The organism is Aeromicrobium sp. Root472D3 (assembly GCF_001426485.1).
Lineage (GTDB): Bacteria > Actinomycetota > Actinomycetes > Propionibacteriales > Nocardioidaceae > Aeromicrobium.
The window spans coordinates 1243531-1264683 of the sequence record NZ_LMET01000001.1; the positions used below are offsets into that span (position 1 = coordinate 1243531).

Here is a 21153-nt window from a genome sequence, read left to right on the forward strand (position 1 = left end):
GAGGTGGAGCCTGCTCCTCCAGCTCCACCTCAGCGCGAGGCCGGTCGGCCTCGAGAACTCAGACACTCATCCACCATCAGCAAGAACCTCTGAAAGGGAAAGAAGACCAACGTGCTCGACGTGAACTTCTTCGATCAAATCCGGATCGGTCTCGCGACCGCCGACGACATCCGCGGATGGTCGTTCGGCGAGGTCAAGAAGCCCGAGACGATCAACTACCGCACGCTCAAGCCCGAGCGCGACGGACTCTTCTGCGAGAAGATCTTCGGTCCCACGCGGGACTGGGAGTGCTACTGCGGCAAGTACAAGCGCGTGCGCTTCAAGGGCATCATCTGCGAGCGCTGCGGCGTCGAGGTCACGCGGTCCAAGGTGCGCCGTGAGCGCATGGGCCACATCGAGCTCGCCGCTCCCGTCACGCACATCTGGTACTTCAAGGGTGTCCCGAGCCGTCTGGGCTACCTGCTCGACCTGGCTCCGAAGGACCTCGAGAAGGTCATCTACTTCGCGGCCTACATGATCACCACGGTCGACGAGGACGCGCGCCACGCCGACCTGTCGAGCCTCGAGGCCAAGATCGACCTCGAGCGCAAGCAGCTCGAGAGCCGTCGTGACAACGAGGTCAACGAGCGCATGCAGAAGCTCGAGGAGGACCTCAAGGCCCTCGAGGACGAGGGCGCCAAAGCCGACGCCAAGCGCAAGGTCAAGGACTCCGCCGAGCGCGAGGCCAAGCAGCGTCGTGACCGCGCCCAGCGCGAGATCGACCGCCTCGACGAGGTCTGGAGCCGCTTCAAGAACCTCAAGGTCCAGGACCTCGAGGGCGACGAGCTGCTCTACCGCGAGATGACGTACCGCTTCGGCAAGTACTTCGAGGGCTTCATGGGCGCCAAGGCGATCCAGAAGCGTCTGCAGGACTTCGACCTCGACGCCGAGCAGGAGTCGCTCAAGGAGATCATCGCGACGGGCAAGGGCCAGAAGAAGACCCGCGCCCTCAAGCGTCTCAAGGTCGTCGAGGCCTTCCGTGGCAGCAACAACGCCCCGGCCGGCATGGTGCTGGACGCCGTCCCGGTGATCCCGCCGGAGCTGCGCCCGATGGTCCAGCTCGACGGTGGCCGTTTCGCGACGTCCGACCTCAACGACCTGTACCGCCGCGTCATCAACCGCAACAACCGGCTCAAGCGCCTGCTCGACCTCGGCGCGCCGGAGATCATCGTCAACAACGAGAAGCGGATGCTGCAGGAGGCCGTCGACTCGCTGTTCGACAACGGCCGTCGCGGTCGTCCCGTCACGGGACCGGGCAACCGCCCGCTCAAGTCGATCTCCGACATGCTCAAGGGCAAGCAGGGTCGTTTCCGTCAGAACCTGCTCGGCAAGCGCGTCGACTACTCGGGCCGCTCGGTCATCGTCGTCGGCCCGCAGCTCAAGCTGCACCAGTGCGGTCTGCCCAAGCAGATGGCGCTCGAGCTGTTCAAGCCGTTCGTCATGAAGCGTCTGGTCGACCTGAACCACGCGCAGAACATCAAGAGCGCCAAGCGCATGGTCGAGCGGGCCCGTCCGGTCGTGTGGGACGTCCTCGAAGAGGTCATCACCGAGCACCCCGTGCTGCTCAACCGCGCGCCCACGCTGCACCGTCTGGGCATCCAGGCGTTCGAGCCGCAGCTCATCGAGGGCAAGGCCATCCAGATCCACCCGCTCGTCTGCTCGGCGTTCAACGCCGACTTCGACGGTGACCAGATGGCGGTGCACCTGCCGCTGAGCGCCGAGGCCCAGGCCGAGGCACGCGTGCTGATGCTGTCGACGAACAACATCCTGAAGCCGTCGGACGGTCGTCCCGTCACGATGCCCACCCAGGACATGATCATCGGCCTGTACTTCCTGACGCTCGAGCGCTCGGGGCACATCGGCGAGGGTCGCGCGTTCAGCACGGTCCCCGAGGCGATGATGGCCTTCGAGCGTCACGAGATCTCGCTGCAGAGCCACGTCAAGATCCGCATCGAGGGCCAGATCCTCGAGACGACCCTGGGTCGTGCGATCTTCAACGAGGCGCTGCCGGACGACTACCCGTTCGTGAACGAGCAGATCGGCAAGTCGCAGCTCGGCGTCATCGTCAACGACCTGGCCGAGCGCTACAGCAAGGTCGACGTCGCCAACGCCCTCGACAACCTCAAGGACACCGGCTTCCACTGGGGCACCCGCTCCGGCGTGACGGTCTCGATCGAGGACGTCGTGACGCCCCCGCGCAAGCAGGAGATCCTGGGTGGCTACGAGACCCAGGCGGCCAAGGTGCAGACGCAGTTCGACCGCGGTCTGATCACCGAGGACGAGCGTCGACAGGAGCTCATCGAGATCTGGACCCAGGCCACGGCCGAGGTGTCCGCCGAGATGGAGAAGGGCTTCGACGAGGACAACCCGATCTGGATGATGGTCCACTCGGGCGCCCGCGGAAACATGATGCAGGTCCGTCAGATCGCCGGTATGCGTGGACTCGTGGCCAACCCGAAGGGCGAGATCATCCCTCGTCCCATCAAGGCCAACTTCCGCGAGGGCCTGTCGGTCGTCGAGTACTTCATCGCGACCCACGGCGCCCGCAAGGGACTGGCCGACACGGCCCTGCGCACCGCCGACTCGGGCTACCTGACGCGTCGACTCGTCGACGTCAGCCAGGACGTCATCATCCGCGAGGAGGACTGCGGCACCGAGCGCGGTCTCAAGCAGGTCATCGCGACCAAGCTCGACGACGGTCGTCTGACCGCCGCCGAGAACGTCGAGACGGCGGCCTACTCGCGCACCGCGGCGACCGATGTCACGAACGCCGACGGCGACGTCCTGATCCCGGCCGGCGGTGAGCTCGGCGACGTCGAGATCGCCCGCCTGATCGCCGAGGGCGTCGAGGAGATCAAGGTCCGCACGGTCCTGACGTGCGAGGCCAAGGCCGGCACGTGCGCCAAGTGCTACGGCCGCTCGCTGGCCACCGGCAAGCTCGTCGACATCGGCGAGGCCGTCGGCACCATCGCGGCCCAGTCGATCGGTGAGCCCGGCACGCAGCTGACGATGCGTACCTTCCACACCGGTGGTGTGGCCGGTGACGACATCACGCACGGTCTGCCGCGCGTCGTCGAGCTGTTCGAGGCGCGTCAGCCCAAGGGCAAGGCGCCGATCACCGAGTCGGCCGGACGGGTCGTCATCGACGACTCCGACAAGACGCGCAAGCTCGTCGTCACCCCCGACGACGGCTCGGACGTCCTGGAGTACCCCGTCACCAAGCGTGCTCGTCTCCTGATCCAGGACGGCGACCACGTCGAGGTCGGACAGATGCTGACGCACGGCACGCCCGATCCGCAGGAGGTCCTGCGCATCCTGGGTGTCCGTCGTGCGCAGGAGCACCTGGTCGACCAGGTGCAGGAGGTCTACCGCTCGCAGGGTGTGGCCATCCACGACAAGCACATCGAGATCATCGTTCGCCAGATGCTCCGTCGGGTCACGGTCATCGAGCAGGGCGACGCCCAGCTCATCCCCGGTGACCTGGTCGACCGTGCGAAGTTCGAGGAGGAGAACCGGCGCGTCGTCGCCGAGGGCGGCACCCCCGCCTCCGGTCGTCCGGTCCTGATGGGCATCACGAAGGCCTCGCTGGCCGTCGAGTCGTGGCTGTCGGCCGCCTCCTTCCAGGAGACGACCCGCGTCCTGACCGACGCCGCCATCCACGGCAAGTCGGACTCGCTGCGCGGTCTGAAGGAGAACATCATCATCGGAAAGCTCATCCCGGCGGGTACCGGTCTCGACCGCTACCGCAACATCCGGGTCGAGCCGACCGAGGCCGCACGTCAGGCCGCCTACGCCGTCACCGGCTACGGCGACTACGACTACGGCTTCGGCGAGACGGGCGCTGCGCCCGTCCAGCTCGACGACTTCGACTTCACGTCGTACGAGAACAGCTGACCGACAGCACCACGTCACGACGAAGCCCCCGGCCATCTCGGCCGGGGGCTTCGTCGTGCGCGGGCGTCGTCGCCGATCGACCGTGCGGCCGCCGACGGGTCAGACGCCCTGCGCGCGCAGCACGCGGTCGAGGCGGTCGGCGGTGACCCGGGCGGTCGACGTCTTCTCGTAGAAGTGCTGGTGGGTCGGCGACTGGCCCGAGCCGGGCGCGCCGCGGTCGTTGCAGATCGCGTCGCCGGCGACGCAGAAGCTGATGGCCGCACGCCTGAGGTCGTCCGGGATGCGCGGCCCGGCCCCCAGCCGCCCGTGGCCCGGCGTCGGCTCGGCAGCGTACGAGTACCGGGCGATGGGGTCGTCCGGGTTGTGCGACGGGTCGGCGATCATCGCGACCAGCACGACGCGCGGCACCAGGGCGGACGGCACCGACGTCGCCGCGGTGTGCACGACGTGGGCACCCTGGCTGAAGCCCACCAGGGCGAAGCGGCTGTCGGGGCAGCGGTCGGCCAGCGTGGACAGGCGCTGCAGGGCCAGTGCGCCGCCGGCGGCCGTGTTGCGCAGGAAGCCCGCCGCGGTCGGGGTCGCCGCGGAGTCGTACCGCACCGGGTCGACGTGGACCGTGGTGCCGGAGCGCGCGTGGAGCCGTCGTGCCAGCTGCTCGACGGTCACGCGCACCTCCGTGCCGACGCCGAGGTTGCGCCCGACGTCCTGCGTCGAGCCGCGGGCGCCGATCACGACGAGGTCGGCGCACGGGTCGGCGACCAGGAGGTCCGCCGCGGTGCCCGTGTCGTGCGAGGGGCCGCGTGCGTCCCGGTCGGGCGGATCGGCCGGTGCCCGGCAACCCGCGAGCACGAGGGCGGCGACCAGGGCGGAGACCGCGCGGCCCGGGCGCCGCGTCACGAGGTCGGCGCCGGCTTGGTGTCCGTCGGCGGCGAGGCGGTCGTGGGCTCGACCGACGACGCCGGCACGCGCACCGACGGCGGCTCGGCCTCGCGGAACAGCCACGTCAGCCGGGGCTCGAACAGCGGACGGAAGAGCGTCGCGACGGGCTTGGTCATCAGCAGGTTCGCCACGACGACCGCCACGACCATGCACCCGACGACCGAGGCCGCCCCGTACTGCTCGAGACGCGCCCACAGGTCGAACTGGCGGTCGAGCAGGATGATGATGAACCCGTGGAGCAGGTAGCAGTAGAACGTGCGGCCGCCGAGCACCGTCGTGATCGAGCGACCGCGGGGGATCAGCGACAGCGTCGCGAACGTCAGCACGGCGCCGACGAGCAGGAGCGAGCCGCGCGTCATCATGCCGTCCCAGGGACCGGCGAACAGCGGGTCCTCGGAGTACCGGTCCTTCCACAGCAGCCACTGGGTCGTCCACGTGCCGGCGTAGAGCTGGCACACGACGAACGACGAGACCAGCACGACGACCGAGACGATGCGGATGCGGACGTCGCCGAGGCGCATGAAGACCTCGCGGTTCATGTGCAGGCCGATGACCCAGAACGGCAGCAGCGCGAGCACTTTGGGCAGCGCCAGGACGTTGGGGATCTCGATCAGCCCCGCGAGCAGCGAGATCACGATCGACGTCGTGATGGGGTACTTGAGCGCGCGCCAGATCGGGGTCGTGATGCGCCAGATGAACAGCGCCGCCAGGAACCAGCCGAGCCACTGCGGCGACAGGATCATCAGGTTCTCCGGCGTGCCGTCGTAGTGGCGCGTGATGAGCTGCAAGCTGAGCTCGACCAGCAGGTACGGCACGATCAGGGTGCTCACGATGCGGCGGATCTGCCGGAAGTCGCCGATGTAGTGACGCGCCGTGTAGCCCGAGATGAGGATGAAGAACGGCATGTGGAACGAGTAGATCCACGTGTAGACGCCGCGCGCGGAGTCCATCACGACGAGCTCGGTGAGCGAGTGACCGATGACGACCAGCAGCATGACCCAGTACCGGGCGTTGTCGAGGTAGGCCACGCGCTCCTTCGGGGGAGCGGTGGCGACGGGCAGCGGGTCGAGGGCACTCATCGTGCACGACTCTAATAGCCTGAACCGAATTCGCCGAAGCGAGAGACGACATCGGCGACGACGCCCCAGGAGGCCCCCGTGACCGACGCGACCCGCACGCAGCGCCTGGGTGCCTACGCCGTGGTCATCGTGGGCGAGCGCATCCTGCTGACCCGCATCTCGCCGGTCGGCTACCCCGCCGGGTCGTGGACGCTGCCGGGCGGTGGGGTCGACCACGGCGAGTCGCCCCACGACGCGGTCGTGCGCGAGCTGCACGAGGAGACGGGCCTGCAGGCCATCTCGTCACGGCTCGTGGACGTGCACGACGTCCACGTCGTCGCGGAGGGACGCGACGACCGGTGGGAGGACTACCACGGCGTCCACCTGCTCTACGCCGTCGAGGTCGACCCGACGGTCGAGCCGCACGTCGTCGACGTCGGCGGCACGACCGACGTCGCGCGCTGGGTCGCGGTGGCCGACGTGGGGGCGGCCGTGTCGCCCGTCCTGCCGATGGTCGAGCACGCGCTCGCCCACGCGGATCAGTTCGTGGCCGGGGTGTAGAACAGCGCCGTGTAGTTGCCGCGCGCCGACAGGATGTAGACCGACCGGGCGATCGAGCCGTCCTTGGTGCGCACCGCGTACATCGTGCTGACCGAGTTGAGGTCCTCGACGACGTCCTTGGTGACGGTGCCCTTGCGGCTGTTGGCCACGGCGTACTGCTCGGCGATCTGGTCGGCGTCGACCGCCCGCTCGGTCGTCATGGCGACGAACGCCGGGCGGTTGCCGCTCAGCAGCAGCGTGGCCGACTCGGGCGCCGTCCAGCCGTTGACGAGCGGCGTGGAGGTGTCGGCGTCGAGGTCCATCTGGGGCCAGATCAGGCCCGAGCGGTCGGGGAGGTCGTCGATGTCGGTGACGTCCTCGAGCTTGCCCGTGTCGCGTCCGAGCTGTCCGGCCCGCGGGTCGCCGACGTACTCGGCGGTGAGCTGCATGACGGGGCGCGTCATCGACCCGGGGGAGGCCGTGCGGGTCGCGAGGTCGCCGGCGTCGACCGACATCGTGACGCGGATCTCGCGCTCGCCCTCGGTCATGCCGCGCGCGACGACCTGGCAGCCCGTGACGCGGCGGTCCTGCGACGTGCAGTATTGCGAGAGGTCGTCGAGCACGAGGTTCGCGTCGGGGATCGCGGCGTCGATCTGCGCGAGCACGCGGCGCACGACGTCGGTCGGGTCGCCGTCGATGCGCATCAGCGAGATGGAGGTGTCGGGGCGGGGCGCGTCGTCGCCGATCAGCTTGAACGAGTCGGGGCTCGGACGGGTCGTGGGCGTCGGCGTGGGGCTCGGCGACGGCGTGCCGTTGGCCTCGTCCTCGGCGACCTTCTCGGCCGCCTCGGCCGCGCGCTGGGCCTCGAGGGCCTGCAGCTCGGGGCGGTAGGCCGCGATGAGCCGCGAGCTGCGGTAGCGGAAGAGGGGGCCGAGCTGCGTCGCGCCCTGGGGCACGTAGAGGCCGTAGCCGATGGGGCTCTCGGGGCCCGACTCGTGGTCGGAGAGGTTGGGCGCGGCGGTCGTGCTCGCGGTCGCCGTCGGCGTCGTGCCGTCACCGTCGCCGTCGCTCGAGGCCGTGCTGTCGCAGGCGGCGAGAGCGATCAGCGCCACGGCGGACACCGCCAGCCGGAAGGTCCGGGCCATGTCGAGATCCTCTCGTCGATGTCCGCCCGCGGTGGTCCGCCGGAGGACGAGTCGTCGGTGCGCGATGACGTCGTCCCGCGACGTCGTCCGGCGCACCAACACCACACGATATCGTTTCGGGCCAAGGCCCACGGACGGACGGGCGCCGGGACGTCCGACGACGTCGGCGACGGGAAGGGCGGCGGTCACGATGACTCGCACCACGACGGCCGACCGCGTCTTCGCGTCGCTGCGCGAGTCGATCGTGACGGGCGAGTTCCCGGCGGGCTCGCTGCACTCGATCTACCGGCTCGCCGACCTGCTGGAGGTCTCGCGCACGCCGGTCCGCGAGGCGGTGCTGCGGCTGGCCGACATCGGGCTCGTGACGATCGAGCGCAACCGCGGGGTGCGCATCCGCGGCGTGACGGTCGACGACGTCCGCGCGGTCTTCGAGCTGCGGCTGATGCTCGAGGTGCCGGCGGCCGCGCTCGCGGCCGCGCGCGCCGACGCCCCGACGGTCGCGGCCATCTCCGCCGAGCTCGAGCACATGCGCGCTCACGCCGCCGCCGACGACGAGCCGCGCTTCACCGAGCACGACCGGGCCCTGCACCAGTCCATCGCCGGCGTGCTGGGCAACGCCCGCCTGCAGGCCGAGATCGCGACGCTCCGCGACTCGATCCAGTCGCGGGGCGCGTCGACGATCCGCCGCTCGCGCGGCATGGTCGAGCTCGCGGCGGAGCACGCCCCGATCGTCGAGGCGATCGCGCTCCGCGACCCCGAGGCGGCGGCAGCGCACATGGAGGCGCACCTGGTGCGCACCGCGACGCTGCTGATGGAGCAGGTGGGTGGGGCGACCGTCGACGGCCGGCAGTGGTCGGCGTCGTTGCGCGACCACCTGTACGTGCCGGGGCGATCCGCGACGCCCCTGCCGTCGACGCAGTAGCATGCTAGTCTCGAGGCGCGTCGGACCCCAGGAGCACACATGACCTTCCAGCCCCAGCACCCCGAATCGGTCTTCACCTACGGTGCGCCCGGCCTCAAGTTCGGGGTGGGCGCACGCCTCGAGCTCGGCCACGACCTGGCGCAGCTGGGCGCGCGCCGCGTGCTCGTCGTGACGGACCCCGGCGTCGCCGCGACCGGTGCCCCCGACGAGATCGCCGACGCGCTCCGGGCGGCGTCGATCGAGGCCGTCGTGTTCGACCGGTCACGGGTCGAGCCGACCGACGCGAGCCTCGAGGAGGCCATCGCCTTCGCCCGGTCCGAGGGGCCGTTCGACGCGATCGTCGCGGTCGGCGGCGGCAGCAGCATCGACACCGCCAAGGCCGTCAACCTGCTGACGACCAACGAGGGCGAGCTGATGGACTACGTCAACGCGCCGGTCGGGCGGGCCCGCGCGCCGAGGAACGCCCTCCTGCCGCTCGTGGCCGTCCCCACCACGACGGGCACCGGCAGCGAGAGCACCACGATCTGCGTGCTCGACGTCGTCAGCCAGCACGTCAAGACCGGCATCTCGCACGCCCGCCTGCGCCCGACCCTCGCGGTCGTCGACCCCGAGCTGACGCTGACGCAGCCCGCCGGGGTCACGGCGGCCTCGGGGCTCGACATCCTGTGCCACGCGCTCGAGAGCTACACCGCCAGGCCGTTCACGTCGTACGAGCGCAAGCAGGCCGACCAGCGCGTCCCGTACTGCGGCTCCAACCCCATCGCGGACATGTGGTCCGAGAAGGCCCTGAGCCTGATGGCCGGGTCGTTCCGCACGGCCGTCCGCGACGGCGGAGACCTCGCGGCGCGCACCGAGGTCGCGATGGCCGCGACGTTCGCGGGCCTCGGCTTCGGCAACGCCGGCGTCCACATCCCGCACGCCAACGCCTACCCGATCGCGGGTCAGGTGCGAGAGTTCCGTCCCGAGGGCTACGACGCCGACCACGCGATGGTGCCGCACGGCATGGCGGTCTCGCTGACGGCACCGGCTGCCTTCCGCTTCACGTTCGAGGCGTCGCCCGAGCGTCACGTCCGGGCCGCCGAGCTGCTCGCGCCCGACGCCGTCCGCCCCGACGACCCGGCCGAGTTCCTGCCGCAGGTGCTGGCGCAGATCATGCGCGACGTCGGCATCCCGTCGGGCATCGGCGCCGTCGGCTTCGGCGAGGACGACGTCGACGCGCTGGTCGAGGGCACCATGAAGCAGCAGCGCCTGCTGGCCACGGCGCCGCTCGAGGTCCGCGAGGACGACGTCGCGTCGATCCTCGACCAGTCGATCGAGCTCTGGTAGTAGCCATGACGCTTTCCTTCGTCGCGCTCGGGCGCGGCTTCGCCGCTGCACGGCTGTCGGCCTTCGGCCGACCGTGCTCGGGCCACTCACGGTTGGGACAGAGACGATGACGGTGACGTCGATCAGTACTGACGTGGTGGGGGAGCTGCGTCGGGTGGGGGTCGCCGACGTCGACGACTCCAGCCTCACGCGGGCGCTCTACAGCACCGACGCCTCGCTGTACCGCGTCGTCCCGCAGGTCGTGGTGCGTCCCCGCAGCGTCGAGGAGGTGCTCGCGACCGTCGAGGCCTGCCGGGTGACCGGCACCCCGCTGACGTCCCGCGGGGCCGGCACGTCGATCGCGGGCAACGCGGTGGGCAGCGGTGTCGTGATGGACCTGACGCGGCACCTCAACCGCGTGCACGAGATCGACGTCGAGGCCCGCACGGCCCGGGTCGACCCCGGTGCGGTCCACGCCGTCCTGCAGAAGGCCGCGACGCCGCTGGGGCTGCGGTTCGGCCCCGACCCGTCGACGCACACCCGCTGCACCGTCGGCGGCATGATCGGCAACAACGCGTGCGGCTCGCGCGCGCTCGCGTACGGACGCACGGCCGACAACGTCGTCGGGCTCGACGTCGTCACGATGGCGGGCGAGCAGCTGACGCTCGGCCGCGGCGCGACGACGTCCTCGCCGACGCTCGACGCCCTGCGCGACGTCGTCGGTGCGGACCTCGCGACGGTCCGCACCGAGTTCGGCCGGTTCGGCCGCCAGGTCTCCGGCTACAGCCTCGAGCACCTGCTGCCCGAGAACGGCTTCGACGTCGCGACGTTCATGGCCGGCACCGAGGGGACGCTCGCGACCATGACGTCGGCGACGGTGCGCCTCGTCGAGGACCCGCCCGTGCGGCAGATCCTCGTGCTCGGCTACGCCTCGATGGCCGAGGCGGCCGACGACGTCCCGTCGCTGCTGCCGTTCGGCCCGACGGCCTGCGAAGGCCTCGACTCGCGCATCGTCGACGTCTACCGCACCCACCGCGGCACGGTCCCCGACCTGCCCCGCGGCCAGGGCTGGCTGTTCGTCGAGATCTCCGGCGAGCACCCCGCCGAGGTCGCCGACACCGTCGTCCGCGCCGCGCGGGCCGCCTCGGCGGTCGACCACCGCGTCGTGACGGACGGTGGCGAGCAGGCCGTGCTGTGGCGCATCCGCGAGGAGGGCGCGGGTCTCGCGACCCGCACGCTGCCCGGCAAGGCCCTCTCGGGCTGGGAGGACGCCGCGGTGCCGCCCGAGAAGCTCGGCACGTACCTGCGCGAGCTCGACGCCCTGCTCCGGCAGAACGACCTCGACGGCGTCCCGTACGGGCACTTCGGCGACGGCTGCGTGCACATCCGCATCGACTTCCCGCTCGACGCCGACGGCGGCCACCAGCTGTTCCGTCGCTTCCTGGTCGACGCCGCGACGCAGGTCGCCGCGCTGGGCGGGTCGCTGTCGGGCGAGCACGGCGACGGTCGTGCGCGCTCCGAGCTGCTGCCGCTGATGTACTCCGGCGAGGCGATCGGGCTGTTCGAGCGGGTCAAGGCCGTGCTCGACCCCGACGACCTGCTCAACCCCGGGGTCCTGGTGCGTCCGGCCGCGGTCGATGCCGACCTGCGCGGCCCCGAGTCGATCCGCTCGCCCGGGCGCGAGCAGCTGTCGCGCCGACTCGGCCTGCGCCTGCTGCACGACGACGGCGACCTCGGCAAGGCCGTGCACCGCTGCACGGGCGTCGGCAAGTGCATCGCCGACAACCAGGGCTCCAACGGCGTCATGTGCCCCTCGTTCCAGGCCACGCGCGACGAGAAGGACAGCACGCGCGGCCGTGCCCGCGTGCTGCAGGAGATGATCGACGGCCGGCTCGTGACCGGGGGCTTCCGAGCCCCCGAGGTGCACGAGGCGCTCGACCTCTGCCTGTCGTGCAAGGGCTGCCTGAACGACTGCCCCACCGGCATCGACATGGCGAGCTACAAGTCCGAGGTGCTGCACCAGTCCTACAAGGGGCGCCTGCGGCCGCGCAGCCACTACGTCCTCGGCAGGCTGCCGTTCTGGGCCCGCGTGACGTCGCCGATCGCGCGCCTGGCCAACCTCGGCCTGCGCACGCCCGGCGTCCGCTCGCTCGCCCGGTGGGTCGCGGGCGTCGACCAGCGGCGCAGCCTCCCGATGTTCGCGACGAAGCGGTTCACCCGCGTGGCGCGCCCCGTGCTCGAGCAGGGACGTCCCCGCGTCGTGGTGTGGGCCGACTCGTTCACCGAGTTCTTCTCCACCGCCGGGGGAGAGGCGGCGCTGCGCGTGCTCGACGGCGCCGGCTACGACGTCGAGGTGCTCGCGCGACCCCAGTGCTGCGGCCTGACGTGGATCACGACCGGCCAGCTCGACACGGCCCGCGAGATGATCGGCCGCGCGATCGAGCAGCTGCACCCGTACGTCGCGGCGGGCGTCCCCGTCGTGGGCCTCGAGCCGTCGTGCCTCTCGGTGCTGCGGTCCGACGCCGTCGAGCTCGTCGACGACCCGCGGGCCGTCGACGTCGCGGCCGGCGTGTTCACGCTGTCCGAGCTGCTGCAGCGCACCGACGGCTGGACGCCGCCCGACCTGACGGGCACGACGCTCGTCGTCCAGCCGCACTGCCACCAGGCGTCGGTGCTGGGCTTCGAGGCCGACATGGCGATCATGACCGCGACCGGCGCGACGATCGACCGGGTGTCGGGGTGCTGCGGGCTGGCGGGCAACTTCGGCGTCGAGAAGGGGCACTACGAGGTCTCCGTCGCGGTCGCCGAGCAGCAGCTCCTGCCCGCCGTGCGCAACGCCCCCGCCGGGACGGTCGTCGTCGCCGACGGCTTCTCGTGCCGCACGCAGCTCGACGACCTGGTCTCGGTCGACGCGGTGCACCTCGCCCAGCTGCTCGACCGCCGTGCGGCACACTGAGCGCGTGACGACCGACCACCTGGCACCGCTCGAGCAGGCCGTCGGGCGTCTCGCGGCCCTCGTGCGTGACGCGTCGGGCGACGAGCCCGTCCCGGCGTGCGCGCCGTGGACCGTCCGCGACCTCGTGCTGCACGCCGGCACGGTGCACCGGTGGGCCGCCTCGATCGTCCTGAGCGGCCAGCGCCTCGCCGAGCCGTCGGCGCCGGTGGTGCCGGGCGACCTCGCCGACTGGTACGCCGCGACCGCCGCCGCGCTGGTGGCCGCCCTGCGGGCCGTCGACCCGTCCGAGCCCGTCCCCAACTTCTCGCGGGTCGACGAGACGGCGGCGTTCTGGCCGCGGCGCCAGCTGCACGAGGTGACGGTGCACACTGTCGACGTCCTGCAGGCGCTGGGCCACGACGCGTCGCGCACCGACGTGCCGGCCGCCCTGGCCGCCGACGGCGTCGACGAGGTGCTGCGCGTCTTCTTCCCCCGCATGACCGCACGGGGCGACCGTCCCGACGTGAGGTCGCGCGTGCGCCTCGTCGCGGACGACGTCGACGCGTCGTGGGTCGTCGCGCCCGCCGACGACGTGGCGGCGACCCCGGTGCTGCTGCCGTCCACGACCGCCGACGTCGACCAGACGGTGACGGGGCGGGCGTCCGACCTCTACCTCGCGCTGTGGCACCGGGTCCCGGCCGACCGCGTGCGATGCCGGGGCGACGACGCCGTGGCGCTGCTCGCCGGGCCGACCACGCCGTGAACGTGTCGTGAACGACGAGCGCGATCGGGACCTGAATTTGTTTCGAGGCGGGGGAGCCCGGTAGTATTTTCCTCTGTGCCTGAACTCATCAGGCCGGTGCACGCATCCTGCCGGATCGCACGGTGGCGAGTGCATCACGACTCATGGCTCGCGCCAGCCAGAAGAAGGAAGTTTGTAGTGCCCACGATCAACCAGCTGGTCCGCAAGGGCCGCCAGCGCAAGGTCGTCAAGACGACGACTCCCGCGCTCAAGGGTTCGCCCCAGCGACGCGGTGTCTGCACCCGCGTCTACACCACGACCCCCAAGAAGCCGAACTCCGCGCTTCGCAAGGTCGCGCGTGTCAAGCTGTCGAGCGGTACCGAGGTCACTGCCTACATTCCCGGCGAGGGCCACAACCTGCAGGAGCACTCGATCGTGCTCGTGCGCGGTGGCCGTGTGAAGGACCTTCCCGGCGTTCGCTACAAGATCATCCGTGGCGCCCTCGACACGCAGGCCGTCAAGGGTCGCAAGCAGGCCCGCAGCCTGTACGGCGCCAAGAAGGAGAAGAAGTAATGCCTCGTAAGGGACCCGCGCCCAAGCGCGTCGTCGAGACCGACCCCGTCTACGGGAGCCAGCTCGTCACCTCACTCATCAACAAGGTCCTGGTCGACGGCAAGAAGCAGGTCGCCCAGCGCATCGTGTACACCGCCCTCGAGGGCACCCGTGAGAAGTCGGGCACCGACCCGGTCATCACGCTCAAGCGCGCGCTCGACAACGTCAAGCCCGCCATCGAGGTCAAGAGCCGACGCGTCGGCGGCGCCACCTACCAGGTGCCGATCGAGGTCCGCGCGACCCGCCAGAACACCCTGGCCCTGCGCTGGCTCGTCAGCTACGCCGGCTCGCGCCGCGAGAAGACGATGGCCGAGCGCCTCATGAACGAGCTCCTCGACGCCAGCAACGGCCTCGGCGGCGCCGTCAAGAAGCGCGAGGACACGCACAAGATGGCCGAGGCCAACAAGGCGTTCGCCCACTACCGCTGGTAAGTCAGCACCACCTCCACCTCTCGTCTCGCCCATGACACCGGGCAGGCGGGGCATCCGCACCAAAGGAAGCGATCACACTCGTGGCAACCGACATCACCACCGACCTCAACAGGGTCCGCAACATCGGCATCATGGCGCACATCGATGCCGGCAAGACCACGACGACCGAGCGCATCCTGTTCTACACCGGCATCAACTACAAGATCGGTGAGGTCCACGACGGCGGCGCCACGATGGACTGGATGGAGCAGGAGCAGGAGCGCGGCATCACGATCACGTCGGCCGCGACGACCTGCTGGTGGAAGGACAACCAGATCAACATCATCGACACCCCCGGGCACGTCGACTTCACCGTCGAGGTCGAGCGCAACCTGCGCGTCCTCGACGGTGCGGTCGCCGTGTTCGACGGTGTCGCCGGCGTCGAGCCGCAGTCCGAGACGGTCTGGCGCCAGGCCGACAAGTACGGCGTCCCGCGCATGTGCTTCGTCAACAAGCTCGACCGCACCGGCGCCAGCTTCGACTACTGCGTCAAGACCATCCGTGAGCGCCTCGGCGCCACGGCCCTCGTCCTGCAGGTGCCGATCGGCGCCGAGGGCGACTTCATCGGCGTCGTCGACCTGATTGGCAACCGCGCGCTGGTCTGGCGCGGCGAGACCGCGATCGGTGAGGACTACACCGTCGAGGAGATCCCCGCCGACCTCGTCGACGAGGCCGCCGAGGCCCGTACCGAGATGATCGAGACGCTGGCCGACCAGGACGACGAGTTCGCCGAGGCCTACCTCGACGGCGCCGAGATCACCCCCGAGCTGCTGAAGCCGGCCATCCGTCGCGCGACGCTGGCCGCCAAGCTCAACCCCGTCCTGTGCGGCACGGCGTTCAAGAACAAGGGCGTCCAGCCCCTGCTCGACGCCGTCATCGACTTCCTCCCGTCGCCGATCGACGTCGGCGCCATCACGGGCCTCGACCCCCGCGACGAGAGCAAGACCGACACGCGCAAGCCCGAGGAGAGCGAGCCGTTCGCGGCCCTCGCCTTCAAGATCGCGTCCGACCCGCACCTGGGCAAGCTGACCTACCTGCGCGTCTACTCCGGTCGCCTCGAGGCCGGCTCGACCGTCATCAACGTGACGAAGGGCCGCAAGGAGCGCATCGGCAAGATCTACCAGATGCACGCCAACAAGCGCGCCGAGATCGCCTCGGTCGGCGCCGGCCAGATCGTCGCCGTGATGGGTCTGAAGGACACCACCACGGGCGAGACGCTCGCCGATCCGCAGAACCAGATCGTGCTCGAGTCGATGACGTTCCCCGCGCCGGTCATCCAGGTCGCGATCGAGCCCAAGACCAAGAGCGACCAGGAGAAGCTGGGCACCGCGATCCAGCGCCTCGCCGAGGAGGACCCGACGTTCCAGGTCCACACCGACGAGGAGACCGGCCAGACGATCATCGCCGGCATGGGCGAGCTCCACCTCGACATCCTCGTCGACCGCATGAAGCGCGAGTTCAACGTCGAGGCCAACGTCGGCAAGCCGCAGGTCGCGTACCGCGAGACCATCAAGCGCAAGGTCGAGAACGTCAGCTACACCCACAAGAAGCAGACGGGTGGCTCGGGCCAGTTCGCCAAGGTCATCATCTCGATCGAGCCCACGGGCCCCCTCGCCGGCGGCGAGGGCGGCTACGAGTTCGACAACGCCGTCTCCGGTGGCCGCGTGCCCCGCGAGTACATCCCGTCGGTCGACCAGGGTGCGCAGGACGCCATGCAGTTCGGTGTCCTCGCCGGCTACCAGATGGTCGACGTCAAGGTGACCCTGGAGGACGGCGCGTACCACGACGTCGACTCCTCGGAGCTCGCCTTCAAGCTCGCCGGTTCCATGGCGTTCAAGGAAGCGGCTCGCAAGGCCGATCCGGTGATCCTCGAGCCCGTGTTCGCGGTCGAGGTCACCACGCCCGAGGACTACATGGGCGACGTGATCGGCGACCTCAACTCTCGCCGTGGCCAGGTTCAGGCCATGGAGGAAGGGATGGGCGGCGTCAAGATCGTCAAGGCGATCGTCCCCCTCTCCGAGATGTTCGGGTATGTGGGCGACCTGAGGTCCAAGACCTCGGGCCGTGCGTCATACTCGATGCAGTTCGACTCCTACGCGGAGGTTCCCAAGAACGTCGCGGAAGAGATCATCAAAAAGGCCCGCGGCGAGTAACAGCGGTCCATCTCATAAGATGGCCTGAGGTACTCGTGCCGCGAGTATCCGACGGCGTTCAACAGCAACCAATTCGAAGAAGGAGCCCCACGTGGCTAAGGCGAAGTTCGAGCGGACCAAGCCGCACATGAACATCGGCACCATCGGTCACATCGACCACGGTAAGACGACTCTTACCGCGGCGATCACCAAGGTGCTGCACGACAAGTACCCCGACCTGAACGAGGCCTCGGCCTTCGACCAGATCGACAAGGCGCCGGAAGAGAAGCAGCGCGGCATCACGATCTCCATCTCGCACGTCGAGTACCAGACCGAGAACCGCCACTACGCGCACGTCGACTGCCCGGGTCACGCGGACTATGTCAAGAACATGATCACCGGTGCGGCTCAGATGGACGGCGCGATCCTCGTGGTCGCGGCCACCGACGGCCCCATGCCCCAGACGCGTGAGCACGTGCTGCTCGCGAAGCAGGTCGGCGTGCCCGCGATGGTCGTCGCGCTCAACAAGTGCGACATGGTCGACGACGAGGAGATCCTGGAGCTCGTCGAGCTCGAGGTCCGTGAGCTCCTGAGCGATCAGGACTTCGACGGCGACAACGTCCCCGTCGTCAAGGTGGCGGCCGTCCCGGCCCTCGCCGGCGACGCCAAGTGGGGCGAGTCGGTCCTCGAGCTCATGCAGGCCGTCGACGACTACATCCCGATGCCCCCGCGTGAGACGGACAAGCCGTTCCTCATGCCGGTCGAGGACGTCTTCACGATCACCGGTCGTGGAACCGTCATCACGGGCCGTATCGAGCGCGGCATCGTCAAGGTGACCGACACGGTCGACATCATCGGCATCCGCGACACGAAGCAGACCACGACGGTCACGGGCATCGAGATGTTCCGCAAGCTGCTCGACGAGGGTCAGGCCGGCGAGAACGTCGGACTGCTCCTGCGCGGTACCAAGCGCGAGGACGTCGAGCGCGGCATGGTCATCATCGCGCCCGGTTCCACGACTCCCCACACGGAGTTCGAGGGTCAGGTCTACATCCTGTCGAAGGAGGAGGGTGGCCGTCACACGCCGTTCTTCAACAACTACCGTCCGCAGTTCTACTTCCGCACGACGGACGTCACCGGCGTCGTCACGCTGCCCGAGGGCACCGAGATGGTCATGCCCGGCGACAACACCGAGATGAGCGTCGAGCTCATCCAGCCCATCGCCATGGAGGACGGACTCCGGTTCGCCATCCGTGAGGGTGGACGCACGGTCGGCGCTGGTCGCGTCACCAAGATCAACAAGTGATCCCGGCCGTCACCTGACGGCTGAACCCGATCACGACGAGGGCCCCGTCCCAGCTTCGGCTGGGGCGGGGCCCTTCGTCGTGTCCGGACCGTGGTGTCGGGAGTGGTTGTCATGGGCGTCCTGTGGGTGGACACCGTCGTCGCGGATGACGCGACGGGGGCCTAGCCTCATAGCCATGGGACACGACCACGCGCACGGCACCGGGGTGCAGCATCGAGGGCGCCTCGCGATCGTCCTCGCACTGTCGCTGGGTGTCCTCGTGGTCGAGGCGGTCGTCGCGGCGATCACCGGGAGCCTCGCGCTGCTGGCCGACGCGGGCCACGTGCTGGGCGACTCGTTCGGCATCGTCATGGCGCTGGCGGCGATCACGGTGGCGCAGCGCGGGGGAGGCCCGGGCTCGCGGCGCACGTTCGGGTACCAGCGCACCGAGATCCTCGCGGCAGGCCTCAACGGACTCATCCTGCTGGGCCTGGCGGTGTGGGTCACGTCCAGCGCGGTGAGCCGCTTCGGCGACGCCCCCGAGCTCGACGGTGGGCTGATCCTCGTGGCCGGTGCGACGGGCCTGGTCGTCAACGTCGTCGGTCTGGTGCTGCTGCGGGGCGGCTCGCAGGAGAGCCTCAACGTGCGGGGCGCCTACCTCGAGGTCGTGGGCGACGCGCTGGGCTCGGTCGCCGTGCTGGTGTCGGCCGTCGTCATCCTGCTCACGGGCTGGTACGCGGCCGACGCGATCGCGTCGCTGACGATCGCGGCGATGATCGTGCCGCGTGCGGTCTCGCTGCTCCGCGACGTCGTCGAGGTGCTGCTCGAGTCGACGCCCGAGCACGTCGACCTGGCCGAGCTGCGCGACCACATCGTCGGCACCGACGGGGTCAAGGACGTCCACGACCTGCACGTGTGGACCATCACCTCGGGCATGCCGGTCATGAGCGCGCACGTCGTCGTCGACGACGACGTGACCGGGATGGTCGAGGCCCACGCCGTCCTCGACCGCCTGCGCGGCTGCCTGGCCGAGCACTTCGACGTCGAGCACTCGACGTTCCAGATCGAGCCCGCCGGGCACCGCGACTCCGAGCACCACGTGCACCACTGAGACGCACGCGAGGGCCCGACCCCCCAGTGGGGGACCGGGCCCTCGCCGGGGTGCCGGGCGGTCGGACCGTCAGGACGCCGGCAGCTCGATCGTCCAGATCTTCTCGGGGATCGGGTCGCCGCCGCCGATGACGCTGGCGGCCAGCCGCTTGTACTGCAGCTGGTAGGCGTCCGCGCGGGTGTTGACCTGGAAGGCGACCCAGCCGGTCGTCCGCTCGCCGGCGCTCGCGGTCTCCCACGGGGTGAAGCCGGCCGCGGTCATGTCGTCGTCGATGATGCCCGTCGTCGAGCCGGCCAGCTCGTCGTCGGTCTGGTACAGCGTGAAGCCGCCCTGGATGCCGCCGCTGAACTTGTCGCCGGCCGCGGTGTCGAGCTCGAGGAGCACCCACTCGCCGCCGCCGTCGGGGATGTTGGTGCGCGACGGTGCCTGGAAGTCGCGGACCATGCCGGTGATCTTGACGGTGTCGCCCAGCACGTCGTCCTGGATCGTCTGGTCGACCGGCAGCTCGGCCTGCTGGGCGTCCGGGGCGTCCGTCGTCTCGGGGGCGGCGGGGGTGGTCGCGGACGTCTCGGGGGTCGTGGCGGCCTCGTCGCCGCTGCTGTCGGAGCCTCCGCACGCGGAGACCGCGAGGAGCGCGGCCGCCGTCGCGGCGACGAGGGAGCGTCGGATGGTCTTGCTCATGGTGGACAACCTCGTTCGTTGGTCGCACGAGGGCCCTTTACCCCCGCGCAGGACGCGGACAGCCTTTCAGACAGCCGTGCACCGAGGTCGGGCGGGCGTCAACAGATGCTGTCGTCCGACCGCGGCACCCCGAGCCCGAACAGGGGGCGGAGCTTGAGCCCGACCCACGTCCCGGCCAGGGCGACCGCTCCCCAGATCCAGCCCGACAGGCTGCCGGTCGAGATGCCGCCCAGGTAGGCGCCGATGTTGCAGCCCGAGGCGAGCCGGGCGCCGATGCCCAGCAGGATGCCGCCGATGAACGCGGCCGCGACCTCCTTGCCCGTGAATCGGTGACGGAACGACCAGACGCCGGCCAGGGTCGCGGCGATCGCGGCGCCCAGGATGATGCCGATGTTGGTCAGGGAGTTCTTGTCGGCCAGGACCGGGCCGGCGAGCTGCTCGGCCTGCCCCGGCTGCTGCCAGAACGACCAGAGCTCGGGGTGCAGACCGACGAGCTGCAGCACCTTGGCGCCCCACAGCCCGAAGGCGCTCGTGACGCCCCAGATGCCGCCCGACACCAGCAGGACACCAGCGGCCAGCACCGCGAGCACGACGGCGCCGGTCAGCATGGGCCACGAGCCGCGCCAGACCCGCGCGACCCCCGCGGCCGTGGGCGGACGTCCGGCCGGCGGGGGATTGCGCCGCGCCTGGTAGGCGCGGCTTCCGGCCACGATCGCCAGCAGTGCGGCGATCGTGACGGCCCATGCGCCGCCGTAGCCGACGTGGTCCTGCAGCAGCACGGGCTCGAACGTCGGCAGGTCGTCGACCAGGCCGAACTGCCATGTGTAGAGGACCGAGCCCACGATGAAGCCGAGCAGCGTCACGAGCACGCTGGACTGCCCCGACCCGACGGCGAACAGGGTGCCGGACGCGCACGCGCCACCCAGCTGCATGCCGAGGCCGAACAGGAACGAGCCCAGCAGCAGCGCGACCCCGATCTGACCGCCCGCCGGCTGCGGGGTCGATCCGAACAGGCCCGTGCCCGACGCCAGCAGCAGCATGCACAGCGTCGCCGCGGTGCCGAGCAGCAGCGCGTGCGCCCGCACGCCGGCGCCGTTGCCGACCGCGACGAGCTGGCGCCAGCCCGACGTGAAGCCGAACCGGGCGTGGAAGAGCGCGACACCGAGGCCGAGACCGAGCGCGAGCAGCACGGCGAACTTGGCGCCGTGCTGGCTGCCGACGACCGACACGAGCGCGACCGAGACGACGGCGACGCCGATCAGCGGTCCGCGCTGGACGGGGGGCGCCTCCTCCTGCGGGGGAGGCAGGGCGCACGTGGGAGCGGGTCCGAGAAGGGCTGTCAT

General features: G+C 70.3%; 16 protein-coding genes. 11 read left to right on the forward strand and 5 right to left on the reverse strand.

The genetic code is table 11. From position 1 onward, the window contains the following. Positions 1–111: 111 nt before the first annotated feature. A complete protein-coding gene (locus ASD10_RS06100; RefSeq protein ID WP_056606107.1) occupies positions 112–3933 on the forward strand; it encodes a DNA-directed RNA polymerase subunit beta' in 3822 nt (1273 codons plus the stop codon). A gap of 99 nt (positions 3934–4032) precedes the next feature. On the opposite strand, the gene ASD10_RS06105 is transcribed toward ASD10_RS06100, so the two are convergent. Next, positions 4033–4830 (reverse strand): cutinase family protein, encoded by a 798-nt coding sequence (locus tag ASD10_RS06105; RefSeq protein ID WP_056606113.1) that lies wholly within the window; start codon positions 4828–4830, stop codon positions 4033–4035. Next, positions 4827–5951: an acyltransferase family protein gene (locus tag ASD10_RS06110; RefSeq protein ID WP_056606116.1), complete on the reverse strand. Its 1125-nt coding sequence runs from the start codon at positions 5949–5951 to the stop codon at positions 4827–4829. Before ASD10_RS06110 ends, ASD10_RS06105 begins: the two co-directional genes overlap by 4 nt. A 78-nt stretch (positions 5952–6029) precedes the next feature. On the opposite strand from ASD10_RS06110, the gene ASD10_RS06115 reads away from it, so the two are divergent. Then, on the forward strand, positions 6030–6491 hold the full coding sequence (locus ASD10_RS06115; RefSeq protein ID WP_056606119.1) for an NUDIX hydrolase: 462 nt from the start codon (positions 6030–6032) through the stop codon (positions 6489–6491). On the opposite strand, the gene ASD10_RS06120 is transcribed toward ASD10_RS06115, so the two are convergent. Then, complete coding sequence (locus ASD10_RS06120) at positions 6470–7615, reverse strand: hypothetical protein (protein WP_056606121.1); 1146 nt, start codon at positions 7613–7615, stop codon at positions 6470–6472. The genes ASD10_RS06115 and ASD10_RS06120 overlap by 22 nt on opposite strands. A 190-nt stretch (positions 7616–7805) precedes the next feature. On the opposite strand from ASD10_RS06120, the gene ASD10_RS06125 reads away from it, so the two are divergent. From ASD10_RS06125 to ASD10_RS06165, 9 genes are all read left to right on the forward strand, one after another. Further along, positions 7806–8537 (forward strand): GntR family transcriptional regulator, encoded by a 732-nt coding sequence (locus ASD10_RS06125; RefSeq protein WP_056606124.1) that lies wholly within the window; start codon positions 7806–7808, stop codon positions 8535–8537. Between the two features lie 39 nt (positions 8538–8576). After that, a complete protein-coding gene (locus ASD10_RS06130; RefSeq protein ID WP_056606127.1) occupies positions 8577–9863 on the forward strand; it encodes a hydroxyacid-oxoacid transhydrogenase in 1287 nt (428 codons plus the stop codon). A gap of 106 nt (positions 9864–9969) precedes the next feature. Continuing rightward, complete coding sequence (locus tag ASD10_RS06135; RefSeq protein ID WP_056606130.1) at positions 9970–12798, forward strand: FAD-binding and (Fe-S)-binding domain-containing protein; 2829 nt, start codon at positions 9970–9972, stop codon at positions 12796–12798. A 4-nt stretch (positions 12799–12802) separates the two neighbouring features. Beyond that, a complete protein-coding gene (locus ASD10_RS06140) occupies positions 12803–13540 on the forward strand; it encodes a maleylpyruvate isomerase family mycothiol-dependent enzyme (protein WP_056606134.1) in 738 nt (245 codons plus the stop codon). A 177-nt stretch (positions 13541–13717) separates the two neighbouring features. Continuing rightward, positions 13718–14092 carry a 30S ribosomal protein S12 gene (gene rpsL, locus ASD10_RS06145; RefSeq protein ID WP_056606137.1) on the forward strand — a complete coding sequence of 125 codons (375 nt, stop codon included), beginning with the start codon at positions 13718–13720 and terminating at the stop codon, positions 14090–14092. Continuing rightward, positions 14092–14562: a 30S ribosomal protein S7 gene (rpsG, locus tag ASD10_RS06150; protein ID WP_056606140.1), complete on the forward strand. Its 471-nt coding sequence runs from the start codon at positions 14092–14094 to the stop codon at positions 14560–14562. The genes rpsL and rpsG overlap by 1 nt, the downstream gene beginning before the upstream one ends. A gap of 80 nt (positions 14563–14642) precedes the next feature. Beyond that, complete coding sequence (gene fusA / locus ASD10_RS06155) at positions 14643–16754, forward strand: elongation factor G (protein ID WP_056606144.1); 2112 nt, start codon at positions 14643–14645, stop codon at positions 16752–16754. A gap of 91 nt (positions 16755–16845) precedes the next feature. Beyond that, a complete protein-coding gene (tuf, locus tag ASD10_RS06160) occupies positions 16846–18039 on the forward strand; it encodes an elongation factor Tu (RefSeq protein ID WP_056606147.1) in 1194 nt (397 codons plus the stop codon). 175 nt (positions 18040–18214) lie between these two features. After that, positions 18215–19129 carry a cation diffusion facilitator family transporter gene (locus ASD10_RS06165; protein ID WP_056606149.1) on the forward strand — a complete coding sequence of 305 codons (915 nt, stop codon included), beginning with the start codon at positions 18215–18217 and terminating at the stop codon, positions 19127–19129. 69 nt (positions 19130–19198) lie between these two features. On the opposite strand, the gene ASD10_RS06170 is transcribed toward ASD10_RS06165, so the two are convergent. Both ASD10_RS06170 and ASD10_RS06175 read right to left on the reverse strand, forming a co-directional pair. Next, a complete protein-coding gene (locus tag ASD10_RS06170) occupies positions 19199–19810 on the reverse strand; it encodes a hypothetical protein (protein ID WP_056606151.1) in 612 nt (203 codons plus the stop codon). A 98-nt stretch (positions 19811–19908) separates the two neighbouring features. Beyond that, entirely contained in the window at positions 19909–21153 is a 1245-nt protein-coding gene (locus tag ASD10_RS06175; protein WP_056606156.1) for a YeeE/YedE family protein, read from the reverse strand.